Origin of the sequence: Adlercreutzia sp. ZJ176 (assembly GCF_011038975.1) — a bacterium.
Taxonomy (GTDB): domain Bacteria; phylum Actinomycetota; class Coriobacteriia; order Coriobacteriales; family Eggerthellaceae; genus CAAEEV01.
Map to the genome: position 1 here is coordinate 134,220 of NZ_JAAKEC010000005.1, position 15,238 is coordinate 149,457.

Consider the following 15,238-nt stretch of genomic DNA (forward strand, 5'->3'; position numbering starts at 1 on the left):
TCGAAAAGCGGGTTCACCGAGGAATGCCGCGAGGCAGCGAAGACAGCTGGCTGCAGGCTTATCTCGCTTGAGGACATAGGGCTTGGAGCGTAGGGGTCACGCGAAGCCCAACGCGCAAGCGGCTTGCGAAAACGTGAATTTTCGGCAGCGTGCGCCCCGCGACTCCCGCAATCCCGCATAATAGGCGCTATACGAACTGCGAAAGGGTTGTTCATGGGCAGATCAGGTGGCGGCGGCTTCGGCGGAGGCGGAGGCGGCTTCTCGGGAGGATTCTCAGGCGGCGGCCGGTCGTCGGGAGGGTTCAGCGGCGGCTTCGGCGGAGGCTCGGGCGGACGGTCGAGCGCACCGCGCGGCGGCTCGCACGGCGGGTTCGGCGGCTTCGGCGGGCTCGGCGGGTTCTTCGGCCACGGCCCCATCATCATCAACGCCCCGCGCACCAGCTACCACGGCGGTTCGGGCGGTTCGGGCGGCTCAGGCGGCCCGGGCAACCCCGACCAGCCTCCCTACTCCAACAAGCCTGACGGCAACGGGCCTCAGAAGCCCCCGCGCAAGAGCGGCGGGCTCGGCACCGCGTTCACCATCATAGCCGTCGTCGTGTTCATCCTGTTCGCCTACGGCCTGCTCGGCGGCTCGGCGGGCTGCTCGTCGAGCGACGTCGCGGCCTCCACGGTCGAGCGCGAGGCGCTGCCCGCGGGCGCCGTCGTCGAGACACCCTACTACACCGACCAAGACGGCGACTGGATAAGCAACGCGAGCACGCTCGAGCGCGGCATGCGCCAGTTCTACATGGACACCGGCGTGCAGCCCTACCTCTACATACTGCCGAACGGCACCACCACCTCCACCTCCGAGCTCAGCGAAACGGCCGAGAGGCTCTACGGCGAGCTGTTCGAAGACGAGGCGCACTTCCTGCTCGTGTTCTGCGACAACGGCAACGGCGGCTACAACTGCGGCTACACCGTCGGCTCGCAGGCCAAGACCATCATGGACGCCGAGGCGCTCGACATCTTCGCTGACTACCTCGACCGCTACTACAGCGACTACTCGCTGAGCGAGGACGAGATCTTCGCCAAGACCTACGAGGACACCGCCGCGCGCATCATGAGCGTGACGCCCTCGCCCGTGGTGCCTGTCGCCGTGTGCGTTACCGTGTTGGCAGTGGCCATCATCATAGCCGTGGTGCTGAAGCGCCGCCGCGAGGCGAAGGAGCGCGAGCGCATCCGCCAGCAGGAGATCCTCAGCACGCCGCTCGAGATGTTCGGCGACACCGAGGTGGAAAAGCTCGCGAAGAAGTACGAGAACGACCAGAAGGACTCGAAAGACTAGAAGAGCTCGAAGGAGCAGAAGAAGCGGGGACCGATCTTCGCAACGTGCGAAGACAGTGATACAGAGGGCCTGCGGGCCAGACAGGAGAGCAACACCATGGGCAACATCCTCGATCGCTTCGCCAGCATCATCAAGGCGAACATCAACGACCTGCTGGACAGGGCCGAAGATCCCGAGAAGATGGTCGAGCAGTACATGCGCGACCTGACCGAGAGCCTCGCCGAAGTCAAGGAGGCCACCGCCGGCGTCATGGCCGAGGAGGCGCGCTGCAAGCGGCTCGTCGACGACAACCAGGCTGACATCGACCGCTACGAGGGCCTCGCCCGCAAGGCGCTCGCCGCCGGCGAAGAGGGCGACGCGCGCACGTTCCTCGCGAAGAAGCAGGAGCTCGCAGGTCGCGCCGAGGGTCTGAAGGTGGCCTACGACGCCGCGCACGAGAACGCCGCGAAGATGCGCCAGATGCACGACAAGCTGGTGAGCGACATCGAGACGCTCAAGGCGCGCAAGGAGACCATCAAGGCGAAGGCCGCCGTCGCCAAGACGCAGCAGAAGGTGAACGAGATGACCGGCGCGAGCGACCGCGCCGAGGGCGCCATCAGCGCGTTCAACCGCATGGAGGCCAAGGCCGACGAGATGCTCGACCGCGCCAACGCCATGGAGCAGCTCAACGCCGCGCCCGTCGACGAGGCCGCCGAGCTCGAGAAGAAGTACGCGGCGGCCGGCGCCAGCGCCGCCGTCGACGAGGACCTCGCCCGCCTGAAGAGGGAGATGGGGCTGTAGGGACGCGAAGAGCGAAGCGCACGCCGCAGAGCGCACGCCGCACACGAGGCGCGAAGCGCTCACCGCGGAGAGCGGAGCGACGCATAACGCAGAACGCGCAGCGCACACGCGAAACACACCGAAGATGAAGGGGAGGGGCCGCGCAAGCAGCCCCTCCCCTTCGCTTTCAACCCGTTGCCTCGCGCCTACTTCACGATGAGCACGGGCCTGTTCGTCTTGTGCAGCACCGAGTAGCACACGCTGCCAAGCATGCCGCGCACGGCGCCGAGGCCGCGATGCCCCATGACGATGCAGTCGTAGTCGCCCTCGTCCGCGTACGCTGTGATGCTGTCATGGGCCGAGCCGTTCACGATGGCGATATCGATGCCCGCGAAGTCGCCCACGACGTCGGCGATGTCCTCGGAGACGCGCGCGGTGGCCTCGCGAGCCGCCTCCTCGCCCACGTCGGCGATGGCGTTCATGTCGAGCGAGTCGCCCAGGACGCCCGACATGCGGCTGGCGATCTTGAACGTCTCAGCGTTGTAGTCATGCCAATCGACCACGTTGAGAACCGTGACCTGCGCATCTGAGACGTCCTTGACCATCTCGATCGCCTCGGCCAGGGCATGGCGCGCCGGATCGGACTTGTCGTAGGGAACCAGAACTTTCTTGTACATAAGACCCTCCTCACGCATGTGGCCTATGCGCCGCGCCGCGGGCAGCACCCCCCCCCGTGCGGGCCACGGGCCGCGCTCCTTACGCTTCCTATCTTAGCGCATTATTCCGCAGGCAGGTAGCGATTCACGTGCGCGGGCCGCAGGCCGTCGCCTTCGGCGGACGCGTCAGCGGAAGGGGCGGCGGCCCCCTGCTTGGGCAAGCCGGCGAACGAGGCGGCGGCCTCCCGCTTGGCCACGTCGGCGGACGAGACGCCACGGGGCGCAACCTCCTCGCGCACGCGGCGGATGCGCCCCGCCTCCACCATGTGGTCGAGCAGCACCGTGCCCTGCGCGTAGATGGTCCAGCGCTGCAGCGGGTCGCACTCGTCGATGTCGGCGAAGGGGATCTTCCACTTGACGCGGCGGATGACCTCCCGCCCCGTGATGCCGCGCAGCGCCCCGCAGCCTCCAGGCACGCCGCCCGCCGCCCCGCGGCCCGCCGCAACGCCATTCGCGCGCGCCTCGCGGCCCGCCGCCGCAACGCCATTCGCGCCCGCCGTCCCGCAGCCCGCAGCCGTCCCGGCAGCCACGAGCGCGGCCGCCTCCTCGCGCGCCGCAGCCTCCACGATGCCCGCGATGGCGTCCTCGCGCCGCAGGTGATGCGCCTTGATCTGGCTGATCCGCTCCTGGAACCCGTCGCGCAGCTCGCCGTGGCTGATGAGCAGCCGCGAGCACCCCAACCCCGCCAGCTTGTCGAGGCTGTCGAAGTACGCGCCGAGGCCGCTCGTGCCGTCCAGGTACAGAGGGATGCTCGGAGACAGAACGAACAACACGTGGTCGCCCGTGAAGCAGATGCCCGACGCCGGGTGGAAGAGTGCCAGGTGCCCGCGCGTGTGCCCCGGCATCTCCACCACGCGGAACGCCTGCGCGCCCACGCGGATCTCCTCGCCTTCGCCGACGGTCTGCAGGCGGAAGGCGCGCTCGTCGAACGACACCGACACGTTGATGCGCTCGTTGTCCGGGCGCGCGATGCGCGCGGGCACGCCCTCCTCGCGGAAGCGCCGGCACACGTAGCGCGTGCTGCGCCGCCCGAAGTCAGCCGTGACCGACTCGAGCTCGCGCTCGCCGAGGTACACGGCGGCCCCGGGCCCCGCCAGCTGGGGAATCAGCCCCGCATGGTCGTAGTGCGCGTGCGTGAGGAAGTAGCGCGCAGACGTCGCGTCAATTCCCAGGTCGCGCAAGGCCTCGCGCAGGAGCCGCTCCGAGAACGGCGACGGCGCGCCCGTGTCAACCACCAGCGCGTCGTCGCCGTCGCGCACCACGTAGCAGTTCGTCTCCGTGGTGATCACGTTGGCGAACGGCACGCGGATCAGATAGACGTCGGGGTTCTCGTGAACAAGCTGGACATGGCGCATCGCCGTGGCTACTCCTCCAGAAGGTCGATCTCATCTCCTTCGGAGATGATACCACCGGAAATCACGCGGCAGAACACGCCCTCGCGCGGCATGATGCAGTCGCCCATCTTGTGGTAGATGGCGCAGTGCGCATGGCACTCCTTGCCGATCTGGGTGAGCTCGAGCACCACGTCGCCCGAGACGAAGCGCGTGCCGATGGGCAGCGCCTTCAAGTCGAAGCCCTCCACGATGATGTTCTCGCCGAACGAGCCGTTCACCACGTCGGCGCCGCGTGCCTTGAACTCCTCGATCTTCTCGTACGACAGCAGGCTTACCTGGCGGTGCCACGCGCCCGCATGCGCGTCGCCGTCGATGCCCCATTCGGACTTGAGCTCGACGGAAGGCTTTTCGGTTTTCTGGATTCCTTTGATGTCGCTTGTGCAGACGGCTTTGACCACGCCCATGGCATGCACCCTTCTCGTAGGCGATACGCCGCGCGCCACCCCGACGTACCCGGTGCAAGCCATATGTCCCAGCTGCAAGCTGCAGCCGCAATCCCGCGCTTCGCTGCACGACGAGCGCGCGGGCCCCTCTCGGCGCGGGAACATTATAGCAAAACGCGAATGATTCGCAACAGGAATAGCAATCCAGAAGCAGGGGGCACCTCAGGGGAGCCACCTCAGGGGGGGCACCTGAATGTTCCTGAATGCTCCCGAATGATTCCGAACCGAGCGCACCCGGCCCGAGCATCCCCGACATCCCCAACCTGAGCGATCCCAAACTGCGCACCCCCGGCCTTGATGCACCCCGCCCGAGCGCTCCCGAACTGGGGTTCTTTTCCTGCTGGGTATGGCGATTGCGTAAAGTATCGCGCCCAGATGAAGCCTTTGGAGGGCGTTTGTGGCATCATGGTACAGATTATTGCATGTTCCGCGACCTTCCGGGGCCGCATTGAGCATAGGAAAGGCCGCGCAAGGCGGCAGGCAGTCAAGGAGATGTCATGGGCTTCCTTTCGAAGTTTGAAGGAAAGATGGAGGACACGGTGGAGGGCGCCGCCGAGAAGATGGGCGCGTCTCCCATCTCGCCGGTCCAGATCGCCAAGAAGGCCGAGAAGCAGATGCGCCGCAACAAGATGGTGGGCGCCGGCAAGCAGTACGCCCCCACGCTCTACACCATCCTCGTGAGCCAGGACGACGACGCGCGCCTGTTCGGCTACTACCCCACCCTCGCGGGCGAGACGGAGACCTACCTGGCCGCGAAAGCCGCCGAGCACGGCCTGGTCATGGACGGTCAGCCGCTCGTGCGCTTCATCGCCGACGCCGACCTCAAGCACGGCAAGTTCGAGGTGATCGCCGAGATGGTGGCGGCGCCTCTGGTGGCGCAGCTGCGCCAGGAAGAGATGGAGCGCTACGGCATCGCCCCCGCCCCGCGCCCCGCCGGGCGCGGCAGGCAGCGCCCGATGCAGCGCGGCGCTCGCCCGATGCCCCAGCCCGGCTACGCGCCCCAGCCCGCCGTCCAACCCGACCCGTACGCGCCCGCGCCCGCATACGGCGCGCAAGCTGCGCCTGCCGAGTACGCCGGCAAGCCGCAGACCATGATGTTCGGCCAAGAGCCCCTCACCGCAGAAGACGACATGCCGCCCGCGCAGGACCTCGAAGCCTACCTCTACGACATCACCAACGACCGCGCCTTCACGCTCACGGGGCACCCCATGAGCATCGGCCGCGAGTCGCGCAACGACATCGTCATCCCCGACATCAACGCATCGCGCCGCCACGCCGAGATCCACATGGAGCCCACCGGCACCTGGGTCCTCGCTGACCTAGGGTCCACCAACGGCACCTTCGTCAACGGACGCCAGATCAAGTCGGTTCCCCTACGCGACGCCGACCACCTCATCATCGGAACCACCGAACTCGAGTTCCAGCTGCTCTAGCCGCCCGCAAGCCAAGCCGAGCTCACCGCCGAGAAAGGCCCGGAACCCACCGTGATCGATGTCGTCCTGCTCATAGCGCGCCTTCTGTTCGTCGCGCTGCTGTACCTGTTCCTGTTCGCCATCATGCGCACGGGGATCGGGCAGGTGCGCGGAACCCGCAAGAAGGAGCGCACCTGGAACCTGTCCGTCGAACGCGGCCCCAAGGAGCTGCGCGGCGTGTCCATCGCCGTGCACGGCCCCGTCATCGTGGGACGCTCACCCGGAGCCGACATCGTGGTCGGCGCCGGGTACGTGTCCGGGCGCCACGCGCGCTTCCAGCTCATGGGCCAGAACCTCTTCGTGGAGGACCTCGGCTCGACCAACGGGACGTCCGTGAACGGCCAGTTCATCACCGCGCCGTGCGCTTTGCGTGACAAGGACGTGGTCAACGTGGGCGACGTCGCCATCCGCGTGAGGTACGCCTGATGTCGCGCCGGGCGCGCAAGGGAAGCGCCACCTTCGGCAGCCGCACCGACGTGGGCTGCGTGCGCGAGCACAACGAGGACAGCCTCGTCGTCACCCCGCCGCTGTACGTGGTGTGCGACGGCATGGGCGGACACGCCGCCGGCGAGGTGGCCTCCGAGATCGCCGTCGACGTGATCGCGAAGCGCGCGCCGGCCTACCCTGACGCCACCGCGCTCGGCCAGGCCGTCGAGGAGGCGAACCTCGCCGTCATCCGCGGCGCGCAGGAGGGCGTCGGGCGCGCCGGCATGGGATGCACCTGCACGGCCGCCATGCTCGAGAACGAGCGCCTCGTCATCGCGCAGGTGGGCGACTCGCGCGCCTACCTCCTGCACCAGGGCCGCCTGCAGCAGCTCACGCGCGACCACAGCTTCGTGGCCGACCTCGTGGAGTCGGGGCAGATCACCCCGGCCGAGGCGCGCGTCCACCCCCAGCGCTCGGTCATCACGCGCGCGCTCGGCAGCGACCCACGCACCCAGCCCGACCTCTTCGAGATCAACGTGGAGACGGGCGACCGCCTGCTTCTGTGCTCAGACGGCCTGAGCTCCATGATCGAGGACGACGAGATCGAAGACGTCCTCAACCGCACCACCGACCCGCAGCTCGCCGCGTCGCAGCTGGTCAACGCCGCGATCGCCGCGGGCGGCTACGACAACGTCACCGTGATCGTGGTCAACGTCACGGGGTTCGCCGAGGTGCGCCGTAAGAAGGTGGCGCGCAAGACGAAGGTCACCGCCGCGCTGCTCGTAGCGCTTCTGGCCGCCATCATCGGCGGCGCGGCCTACGCGTTCAACTTCTGGACCTCCCATGCGGCCTACCTCGCCGAGCAGGACGGGAAGGTGGCTATCTACCAGGGCGTTCCCGGGACTGTTCTGGGAATGGACTTCTCGGAGCTCGTCGAGGTGACCGACGTCCCCATCGACGAGCTGCAACCGGGCGTGGCCAACCGCATCAAGGACGGGGGCCTGCGCACCGACTCGCTCAAGGACGCCCAGGAGCTGGTCGAGGACTACCGCGCCGACATCAAGACGCGCGAGGACCAGGAGAAGGAAGCGGCCGCTGCCGCCAGCAGCGCGCGGGCCGCCGCAAGCTCGAGCAGCAGCGCGGCTGCGGGCGCGAACGGTGCGAGCTCCGCCGCTGGCGCCGCCGGAGCCGCCAACCCGGCGGCAGCCAACCCCGCCGCAAGCGGTGATGCCGCGTGACGCGCCGCAACATCGAGCTTTTGCTCCTCATCATAGCCGCGCCCATCGTCATCGTGCTGTTCGCCATGATGGTGGTCACCGGCGGCCAGGAGCTCTCCTTCAACACCCTCGGCGTGCCCATCGGCATCTTCGCCGCGTTCGTGATAGCCCACCTCGCCGTGCGCAAGCTCGCGCCCGAGGCGGACCCGGCGCTTCTGCCCATCACCTTCGCGCTGTCGGGCATCGGCATCGCGTTCGTCACGCGCCTCGCGCCCGACTTGGCGCCGCGCCAGCTCATGTGGCTGTTCGCAGGCGTGGCCTGCATGGTCGTGGTGCTCGCCCTGGTGCGCAACCTCGACAAGCTCGCGCACTACAAGTACACGCTCATGATCGCAGGCGTGCTGCTCCTGCTCGCGCCCATGCTCCCCGTCATCGGCACCGAGATCAACGGCAGCCGCCTGTGGCTGCAGGTGGGGTCGTTCTCGTTCCAGCCCGGCGAGATCGCCAAGATCTGCATCGTGCTGTTCCTCGCGGCCTACCTCGCGCAGAACCGCGAGATGCTCTCCGTGTTCACCTGGGACGTGGGCCCCTTCCGCCTGCCCTCACTCCCCACGCTTCTGCCCCTGCTCGTCATGTGGGCGCTCGCGTTCGTCATCGTCGTGCTCGAGAAGGACCTCGGCTCGGCGCTCGTGCTGTTCACCGTGTTCCTCGTGATGCTCTACGTGGCCACGGGCAAGAAGCTCTACGTGGTCGTGGGCACCCTGCTGGCGGGCGCGGCCGCCGTGGTGCTGTGGATGGGCTTCTCCCACGTGCAGCAGCGCGTCGACATCTGGCTCGACCCCTTCGCCGACGCCTCGGGCGCCGGCTACCAGGTGGTGCAGGGCATCTACTCCATGGCCGACGGCGGGCTGTTCGGCGTCGGCATCGGCCGCGGCATGGCCGACATCATCCCCTACGTGGAGAACGACTTCATCTTCGCCGCCATCGCCGAGGAGACGGGGCTGCTCGGCGCGGCGGGCGTGCTGCTTCTGTTCCTCTGCTTCGCCATCCGCGGCATCCTCACCGCGGCGCGCGCGAAGTCCGACGTCAGCTCGTTCACCGCAGCCGGCCTCACCTCCATCATCGTGCTGCAGGCGTTCATCATCGTCGGCGGCGTCACGCGCCTCATCCCGCTCACGGGCATCACGCTGCCCTTCGTGAGCCAGGGCGGCTCGTCGCTTCTGGCGGGCTTTATCATCTTGGGCCTGCTTCTGCGCTGCGGCGACGAGAGCACCGGCCTCGGCAAGGAGATGGCGAGCGCCACCTCCACGTTCTCGGCGAACAGCGTGCTCGGGCGCGTGTCGCTCGGCAAGAACCTCACGGGCGTCATCATCGTGTTCTCGGTGATGTTCGCGCTTCTGGTGGCGAACATCACGATGATCATGGTGGTCCAGGCCAAGGACTACCAGAGCATGCCGGGCAACGGGCACACGCTCGCGCGCGAGTCGCAGACCGAGCGCGGGACCATCTCAACCTACGACGGCGTGGTGCTCGCCCAGTCCGTGAAGGGCGACGACGGCTCCTACACGCGCCTCTACCCCGCCGGCGAGCTGGCCTCGCACGTGGTGGGCTACGCCTCCGAGCGCTTCGGCACCAGCGGCATCGAGGCCGCCTACAACGACACGCTCAAGGGTCAGGAGAACTACGCCACCTGGACCGACGCCATCAACTCGCTCGCAGGCGTGAGCGCGCCGGGCAACGACGTCACCCTCACGCTGAACTCGAAGATCCAGCAGGCCGCCCAGGACGCGCTGGCCGGCTACACCGGCGCCTGCGTGGTCATGGACCCCGAGACGGGCGCGGTGCTCGCGCTGGCCTCCTCGCCCACCTACGACGCCGCCGCCATCGAGGAGCTCCTGGCCGCGGCCGCGAGCTCCGGCGACTCCGGATCGAGCGCGCTGTTCAACCGCGCCACGCAGGCCGTCTATGCGCCGGGCTCCACCTTCAAGATGGTCACGCTGGCCACCGCGCTGGAGGACGGGGTGGCGAAGGAGGACACCACGTTCGACTCGCCCGGCAGCATGGAGATCGGCAACGCCCCGGTGACCAACTTCGACGAGTACGCCTACGGCACCATCACGCTGGCGCGCGCCACCGAGCTCTCCTCGAACACCGTGTTCGGCCAGCTCGGCGAGCTCATGGGCCCCGAGCGCCTCGTGGCCGGCGCCGAGGACTTCGGCTTCAACCAGGACATCGACTTCGACCTGCCGCTGTCCACCTCGCTCATGCCCGACCCCGAGGACATGACCACGTGGGAGACGGCGTGGGCCGCCGCGGGCGAGCCCGTCGGTGAGAGCAGGACGGCCAACCATCCGAGTCCGGCCGGCCCGCAGGCCACCGTGCTGGAGATGGCGCTCGTGGGATGCGCGATCGCCAACGACGGCGCCGTCATGCAGCCCTACCTGGTGGACGGCATCTACAACGCGAACGGCGAGCGCAGCTTCACGGCGAAGCCCGCCAAGCTCATGCAGGCCGTCACCGCGAGCACCGCGCAGCGCACGCTCGAGGTGCTCAAGGGCGTCGTGTCGCGCGGCACCGGCGTCGAAGCCGCCATCCCCGGCGTCACCGTAGCGGGCAAGACGGGCACCGCCGAGGCCGCGGGCAAGCAGGACAGCAGCTGGTTCGTGGGCATCGCGCCCGCCGAGAGCCCGCGCGCGGTGGTGGCGATCACGCTCGAGGAAGTGGGCAGCACCGCTTCCGCGGACGCCAAGGCGCGCTCGGTGCTGCAGACCGCGCTTTCAGTGCAAGGAGTTTTATAGATAACCGTGAAATGGTGCGATAACGCGCGATGCCCCCGCTACAATGGGGTATGCTGACAAGAATCGCATTACAACGCAGCTGAGACGAACGAAGAATGTGAGCAAAAGGAGCGACTAAGGTGGCAACCCAAGGACCCATGACTGGCAAGGTCTTCAGTGGCCGTTATCAAATCAACGATCGCATCGGCATCGGCGGCATGGCAGAGGTCTACCGCGCGCAGGACAACGTGCTCGGTCGATCGGTCGCCGTCAAGGTGATGCTGCCCCAGTACGCCGCTGACCCGGACTTCACGCGCCGCTTCCGCCAGGAGGCCGCCGCAGCGGCCAACCTGCAGAGCCCCTACATCGTCAACGTGTACGACTGGGGCCAAGACGACGACACCTACTACATCGTCATGGAGTTCGTGCGCGGCTCTGACCTCAAGACCGCCATCCAGCAGCGCGGCGCCATCAACCAGCGCAAGGCCGCGGAGATTGGCGCGCAGGTGTGCCAGGCGCTCACCGTGGCGCACAACCAGGACATCATCCACCGCGACATCAAGCCGCAGAACATCATGGTTCAGCCCGACGGCAACGTCAAGGTGATGGACTTCGGCATCGCGCGCGCGAAGAACTCCGTGAGCGACCAGACCTCCTCGGTCCTGGGCACAGCGCACTACATCTCGCCCGAGCAGGCACAGGGCAAGGAGCTCACCGCTGCGAGCGACATCTACTCGCTCGGCATCGTGCTGTACGAGGCCACCACCGGCAAGCTCCCCTTCGACGGACCCGACGCCGTGGGCGTGGCTCTCAAGCAGGTGAAGGAGTACCCACCCGCACCGAGCGAGATCAATCCCGACATCGACCCGGCGCTCGAGGACATCATCCTCACGGCGCTCGAGAAGGATCCGGCCAACCGCTTCGCCACGGCGAACGACATGCGCCTGGCGCTCAACGACTTTTTGGCCGGCCGCGCCGTCAGCATCGCCGGCGGCCGCAACAACTTCACCGAGGCGCAGACGCGCGTGATCGGCCCCGTGGCCGCGGGCGGCGCCGTCCCCGTTGACGCCACGCAGACCATGCCCGCCGTGGGCGGCGCAGGCGGACATGCCGGCGGCGCGGGTTACGGCGGCTCGACGAGCTACCGTGCCGAGCCCCCCAAGAAGTCGAAGCGCGGCGCGATCATCGCGCTGGTGGCGGTGCTCGCCATCGCCCTGGTGGCAGGCGTGGCGTTCGCCTTCATGAGCGGCAGCGGCGAAAAGGGCACGCCGGTGCCCAACGTGGTGGGCAAGACCTACGAGCAGGCCGTCGAGGTACTCGAGGGCGCCGGCTTCGAGGTGGGCGCGCCCAACTACACCTACGATAAGTCGGTCGAGGAGGGCCTGGTCATCAGCCAGAGCCCGAAGGCCGAGGAGAACAAGCCCGCAGGCACCAAGATCACGCTGACCATCTCGCAGGGCACCGAGCAGATCACCGTGCCCGACCTGCGCAACTGCACGCTCGAGCAGGCGAAGAGCAAGGTGGGCAGCAACTTCACCATCAACTACACGGGCAGCCAGAACTCCTCGGAGTACGAGAAGGACCGCATCATGAGCCAGAGCCCCGCCGCTGGCGACAAGGCCGACAAGGGCTCGACCATCGACTACGTGATGTCCCTCGGCCCTGAGGACATCACGGTGCCCAACGTGATCGGCTACGGCGAGTCAGGAGCCCTCAGCGCGCTGCAGGACGCGGGCCTCAAGGTGAGCACCCAGTACGCGTACTCAGATGACGCGCCGGCGGGCCTCGTGATCGACCAGAGCCTGAGCGCAGGGTCGAAGGTGGAGGACGGCGCCGCGATCACCATCACGGTGTCGAAGGGCGAGGACCCCTCGAAGAAGCCGCCTACGCCCGATCCGTCATCTTCGAGCAGCGCCTCGAGCAGCGCGAGCAGCAGCGCCTCCAGCAGCGCTATGATGGCAGGCGATCACGCCCGCTCGGTCAACGAAGGCGATCAGGGCTAGCGCCGCAAGCTCGGGCGGCGCGCACGGGACGCTTGAGCGCCACCCGCAAGCGCTCAAGCCGCAGGGCGGCGAAGGCCACGAGCGCCGCGCACGCATCACAAACGAAGGGGAGCCGCACGATGTGCGGCTCCCCTTTTCTCTCGTATAAGGCCCTACCCCCACCAGAAGGATGAACCCACCTCAAAAGGTGGGTGCTCGCAGCTGGCCTCCTGGCTTTCGCATCAACGGACGCGAATCTCCATTCCACCCGCTATCTTGAGCTCCCTCAATCTTATTCATCGGTCCATCGCAAAGTATGGCGGAAGCAGAGCCTGAATCTAGTATAGGCCAACAACCTCGCATGAAAAGTCTTGACAAAGCAGCAACTACTCTGCAGGGAATCGCAGGATGAACGTCGCGCCGCGTCCCAGCTCGCTCTCCACCTCAATGGTGCCACCGTGGTAGAGCACGGCGTGCTTCACGATGGCGAGGCCGAGGCCCGTGCCGCCGGTCTCCTTCGAGCGACTCTTCTCCATGCGGTAGAAGCGCTCGAAGATCTTCTCGTGCTTGTCGGCGGGGATGCCCGGGCCCGTGTCGGTCACGCGCATGACCACCTGGCGCTGCAGGCCTGTAGCACTCACGGCTGCCGCCGTACCTGCGTGCGTCGCCGCGCTCGCAAGTGCGCTCCCTGGCGCCGATGCGCCCGCGTGCGCCGCCGCGCTCGCATGCGCCACCGCGTGCGCCGCGCCCTCCCCTTCGCCAGCCGCCGCGCCCGCAAGCGGCGCGCCTTCCTCCTCGCAGACGACCACCTTGACCGAGCCGCCCACGTGGTTGTAGCGGATGCCGTTCTCGATCAGGTTGTACGCCATCTCCTCCACGAGCGTCTCGTTGCCGCGCATGACCGCACCGGTCCCGCTGACCTCCACGCTCACGTCGTGCTCGGCGGCCAGCATCGTCAGGCGGCTCGCCGCGCGCCTCGCCACGCCGAGCACGTCAACGAGCACCATCGCCTCGTGCTCGAGCGGCGTCTGCGCCTCGTCGAGGCGCGAGAGCGTGAGCACGTCGTTGATCAGCGAGCGCATGGCCTGCGACTCGGAGTAGATGAGGCCCGCGAACCGCGCCGTGTCCTCGGGCGGCACCAGGCCGCTCTCCATCAGCTCGGCGTAGCCGGAGATCACCTGCAGCGGCGTCTTCATCTCATGCGACACGTTCGCGGAGAAGTCGCGGCGCAGGCTCTCGGCGCGCGCGAGCTCCTCGTTCTGCGCCTTCAGCTGGCGCTGCTGCTCGTCGATGCGCACCAGGAGCGGGTTCATCTCCTCGTAGATCTCGTTCTCAAGCGGGTCGGAGAAGTCGAGTGCGTCGATGGGCTTCATGATGCGCCGCGTGAGCAGGCGCGACAGCAAAAGCACGAGCAGCGCCGCCACCGCGAACGCCGTGACGACGGGAACGATCAGGCCACCCGCGAACGCCAGCAGCGACTCGCGCGACTCCGACAGGCGGACGACCGACCCGTCGTCGAGGAGCACCGCCGCGTACACGGTGTCGGTGCCGAGCGTCTCGGAGAAGCGCGTGACGGCGCCCTCGCCTGAGGCCTCCGCGGCCTGCACCTCGGGACGATTGGCGTGGTTGGGGAGCGTGGAGACATCGGGCGTCGAGCTGTCGAAGAGCACCACCCCGTCAGGGTCGATGAGCGTGAAGCGCACGAGCCCCGCGAACTGCTCCTCCAAGGTGGAGAGGTTGCCCTCGACCGTCGTCTCGTTCAGGTACACCGCCGCGTTGCGCGCCTGCGACATCAGGCGCATCTCGCCGTCGCGCTCGAACGACACGTAGTAGATGCTCGTGAGCACAACCGACATCACCGCGATCACGCACAGCGTGAACACCAGAACCGTTGAGAAGATCTTGCCCGAAAGGCTCCGCGTGCCGCGGCGCGACGTGGCCATGAGGCGGCCTTACTCGATGACCCTCAGGCAGTAGCCCACGCCGCGCACCGTGCCGATGAGCAGGTCAGCGCCTTCCTTCGCGCGCGCGAGCTTCTGGCGCAGCGTCTGAATGTGCACGTCAACCGTGCGCGTTTCGCCCACGTACGTGACGCCCCACACGTCCTCGAGCAGCTGGGCACGCGTGAGGACGTGCCCGCGGTTGCGCATGAGGGCGTGCAGGAGGTCGAACTCCTTGAGCGTGAGGGACACGGGGGTGCCGCCCACCACCACGGTGCGCGCGGCGGGCGAGAGCACGATGGGGCCGACCGCGAGCTCGCCCTCGGGCTCGGACGCGGCGGCCTGCGCCTGCTGCTGCGTCTGCGCGCGGCGCAGAAGCGCGTTCACGCGCGAGACGAGCTCCATCATGCCGAAGGGCTTGGCGAGGTAGTCATCGGCACCTGCGTCGAGGCCGCACACGGTATCGTACTCGGTGCCCTTCGCGGTGAGCATCATCACCGGCAGCGTGGAGGTGTCCTCGTCAGCGCGCACGCGCCGCAGGATCTCAAGCCCGTCGACGTCGGGCAGCATGATGTCGAGCAGGATGAGCTCAGGGACTTCCTCATGACATGCGGCGAAGAACTCGTCGGCATGGGCGAAACCTCGCGCCTCGAACCCCGCCTGCTTGAGCGCGTAGACGGTGAGGTCGCGGATGTTGGTGTCATCTTCAACGTAGTAGATCATTTCGCCATTGTAACGCGCCCCCGCGAAGAATCCCCGCCCATCTGCGTCAAATTTGAGTAAAAG

12 protein-coding genes are annotated in these 15,238 nt (G+C 67.6%); 7 read left to right on the plus strand and 5 right to left on the minus strand.

The genetic code is table 11. From position 1 onward, the window contains the following. The first annotated feature begins 213 nt into the window (after window positions 1–213). Complete coding sequence (locus tag G7Y50_RS04015) at window positions 214–1,326, plus strand: hypothetical protein (protein ID WP_206214764.1); 1,113 nt, start codon at window positions 214–216, stop codon at window positions 1,324–1,326. 96 nt (window positions 1,327–1,422) lie between these two features. Beyond that, a complete protein-coding gene (locus G7Y50_RS04020; RefSeq protein ID WP_165055179.1) occupies window positions 1,423–2,106 on the plus strand; it encodes a PspA/IM30 family protein in 684 nt (227 codons plus the stop codon). A gap of 185 nt (window positions 2,107–2,291) precedes the next feature. Here the strand turns inward: G7Y50_RS04020 and G7Y50_RS04025 are convergent, their stop codons facing one another. From G7Y50_RS04025 to G7Y50_RS04035, 3 genes are all read right to left on the minus strand, one after another. Next, on the minus strand, window positions 2,292–2,762 hold the full coding sequence (locus G7Y50_RS04025) for a universal stress protein (protein ID WP_165055177.1): 471 nt from the start codon (window positions 2,760–2,762) through the stop codon (window positions 2,292–2,294). Between the two features lie 101 nt (window positions 2,763–2,863). After that, window positions 2,864–4,156 (minus strand): MBL fold metallo-hydrolase, encoded by a 1,293-nt coding sequence (locus G7Y50_RS04030; RefSeq protein WP_165055175.1) that lies wholly within the window; start codon window positions 4,154–4,156, stop codon window positions 2,864–2,866. 8 nt (window positions 4,157–4,164) lie between these two features. Continuing rightward, window positions 4,165–4,599 carry an MOSC domain-containing protein gene (locus tag G7Y50_RS04035; protein ID WP_165055173.1) on the minus strand — a complete coding sequence of 145 codons (435 nt, stop codon included), beginning with the start codon at window positions 4,597–4,599 and terminating at the stop codon, window positions 4,165–4,167. A 536-nt stretch (window positions 4,600–5,135) separates the two neighbouring features. Here G7Y50_RS04035 and G7Y50_RS04040 point away from each other — a divergent pair. The 5 genes from G7Y50_RS04040 to pknB all read left to right on the plus strand — a co-directional run bounded on the left by G7Y50_RS04040 (window position 5,136) and on the right by pknB (window position 12,533). Beyond that, window positions 5,136–6,071, plus strand: coding sequence for a DUF3662 and FHA domain-containing protein (locus G7Y50_RS04040; RefSeq protein WP_165055172.1), 936 nt, complete (start codon window positions 5,136–5,138; stop codon window positions 6,069–6,071). Window positions 6,072–6,122: 51 nt separating this feature from the next. After that, window positions 6,123–6,536, plus strand: coding sequence for an FHA domain-containing protein (locus G7Y50_RS04045; protein ID WP_165055170.1), 414 nt, complete (start codon window positions 6,123–6,125; stop codon window positions 6,534–6,536). Further along, complete coding sequence (locus G7Y50_RS04050; protein ID WP_165055168.1) at window positions 6,536–7,774, plus strand: Stp1/IreP family PP2C-type Ser/Thr phosphatase; 1,239 nt, start codon at window positions 6,536–6,538, stop codon at window positions 7,772–7,774. The genes G7Y50_RS04045 and G7Y50_RS04050 overlap by 1 nt, the downstream gene beginning before the upstream one ends. Beyond that, a complete protein-coding gene (locus G7Y50_RS04055) occupies window positions 7,771–10,551 on the plus strand; it encodes an FtsW/RodA/SpoVE family cell cycle protein (protein ID WP_165055165.1) in 2,781 nt (926 codons plus the stop codon). The genes G7Y50_RS04050 and G7Y50_RS04055 overlap by 4 nt, the downstream gene beginning before the upstream one ends. Before the next feature lie 119 nt (window positions 10,552–10,670). Then, window positions 10,671–12,533 carry a Stk1 family PASTA domain-containing Ser/Thr kinase gene (pknB, locus tag G7Y50_RS04060; protein ID WP_241156505.1) on the plus strand — a complete coding sequence of 621 codons (1,863 nt, stop codon included), beginning with the start codon at window positions 10,671–10,673 and terminating at the stop codon, window positions 12,531–12,533. Between the two features lie 365 nt (window positions 12,534–12,898). Here the strand turns inward: pknB and G7Y50_RS04065 are convergent, their stop codons facing one another. Together G7Y50_RS04065 and G7Y50_RS04070 are read right to left on the minus strand one after the other, a co-directional pair. After that, window positions 12,899–14,455, minus strand: a complete 1,557-nt coding sequence (locus G7Y50_RS04065; protein WP_165055163.1) for an ATP-binding protein — start codon at window positions 14,453–14,455, stop codon at window positions 12,899–12,901. A gap of 9 nt (window positions 14,456–14,464) precedes the next feature. Beyond that, window positions 14,465–15,175, minus strand: a complete 711-nt coding sequence (locus tag G7Y50_RS04070) for a response regulator transcription factor (protein ID WP_165055161.1) — start codon at window positions 15,173–15,175, stop codon at window positions 14,465–14,467. Between the last annotated feature and the right edge of the window lie 63 nt (window positions 15,176–15,238).

What these genes read in the sequence shown, in the direction of transcription:
- G7Y50_RS04065 (WP_165055163.1), bottom strand. Translation starts at nt 14,455, where the DNA reads ATGGCCACGTCGCGCCGCGGCACGCGGAGCCTTTCGGGCAAGATCTTC.
- G7Y50_RS04035 (WP_165055173.1), bottom strand. Translation starts at nt 4,599, where the DNA reads ATGGGCGTGGTCAAAGCCGTCTGCACAAGCGACATCAAAGGAATCCAG.
- G7Y50_RS04025 (WP_165055177.1), bottom strand. Translation starts at nt 2,762, where the DNA reads ATGTACAAGAAAGTTCTGGTTCCCTACGACAAGTCCGATCCGGCGCGC.
- G7Y50_RS04040 (WP_165055172.1), top strand. Translation starts at nt 5,136, where the DNA reads ATGGGCTTCCTTTCGAAGTTTGAAGGAAAGATGGAGGACACGGTGGAG.
- G7Y50_RS04015 (WP_206214764.1), top strand. Translation starts at nt 214, where the DNA reads ATGGGCAGATCAGGTGGCGGCGGCTTCGGCGGAGGCGGAGGCGGCTTC.
- G7Y50_RS04030 (WP_165055175.1), bottom strand. Translation starts at nt 4,156, where the DNA reads ATGCGCCATGTCCAGCTTGTTCACGAGAACCCCGACGTCTATCTGATC.
- G7Y50_RS04050 (WP_165055168.1), top strand. Translation starts at nt 6,536, where the DNA reads ATGTCGCGCCGGGCGCGCAAGGGAAGCGCCACCTTCGGCAGCCGCACC.
- G7Y50_RS04020 (WP_165055179.1), top strand. Translation starts at nt 1,423, where the DNA reads ATGGGCAACATCCTCGATCGCTTCGCCAGCATCATCAAGGCGAACATC.
- G7Y50_RS04070 (WP_165055161.1), bottom strand. Translation starts at nt 15,175, where the DNA reads ATGATCTACTACGTTGAAGATGACACCAACATCCGCGACCTCACCGTC.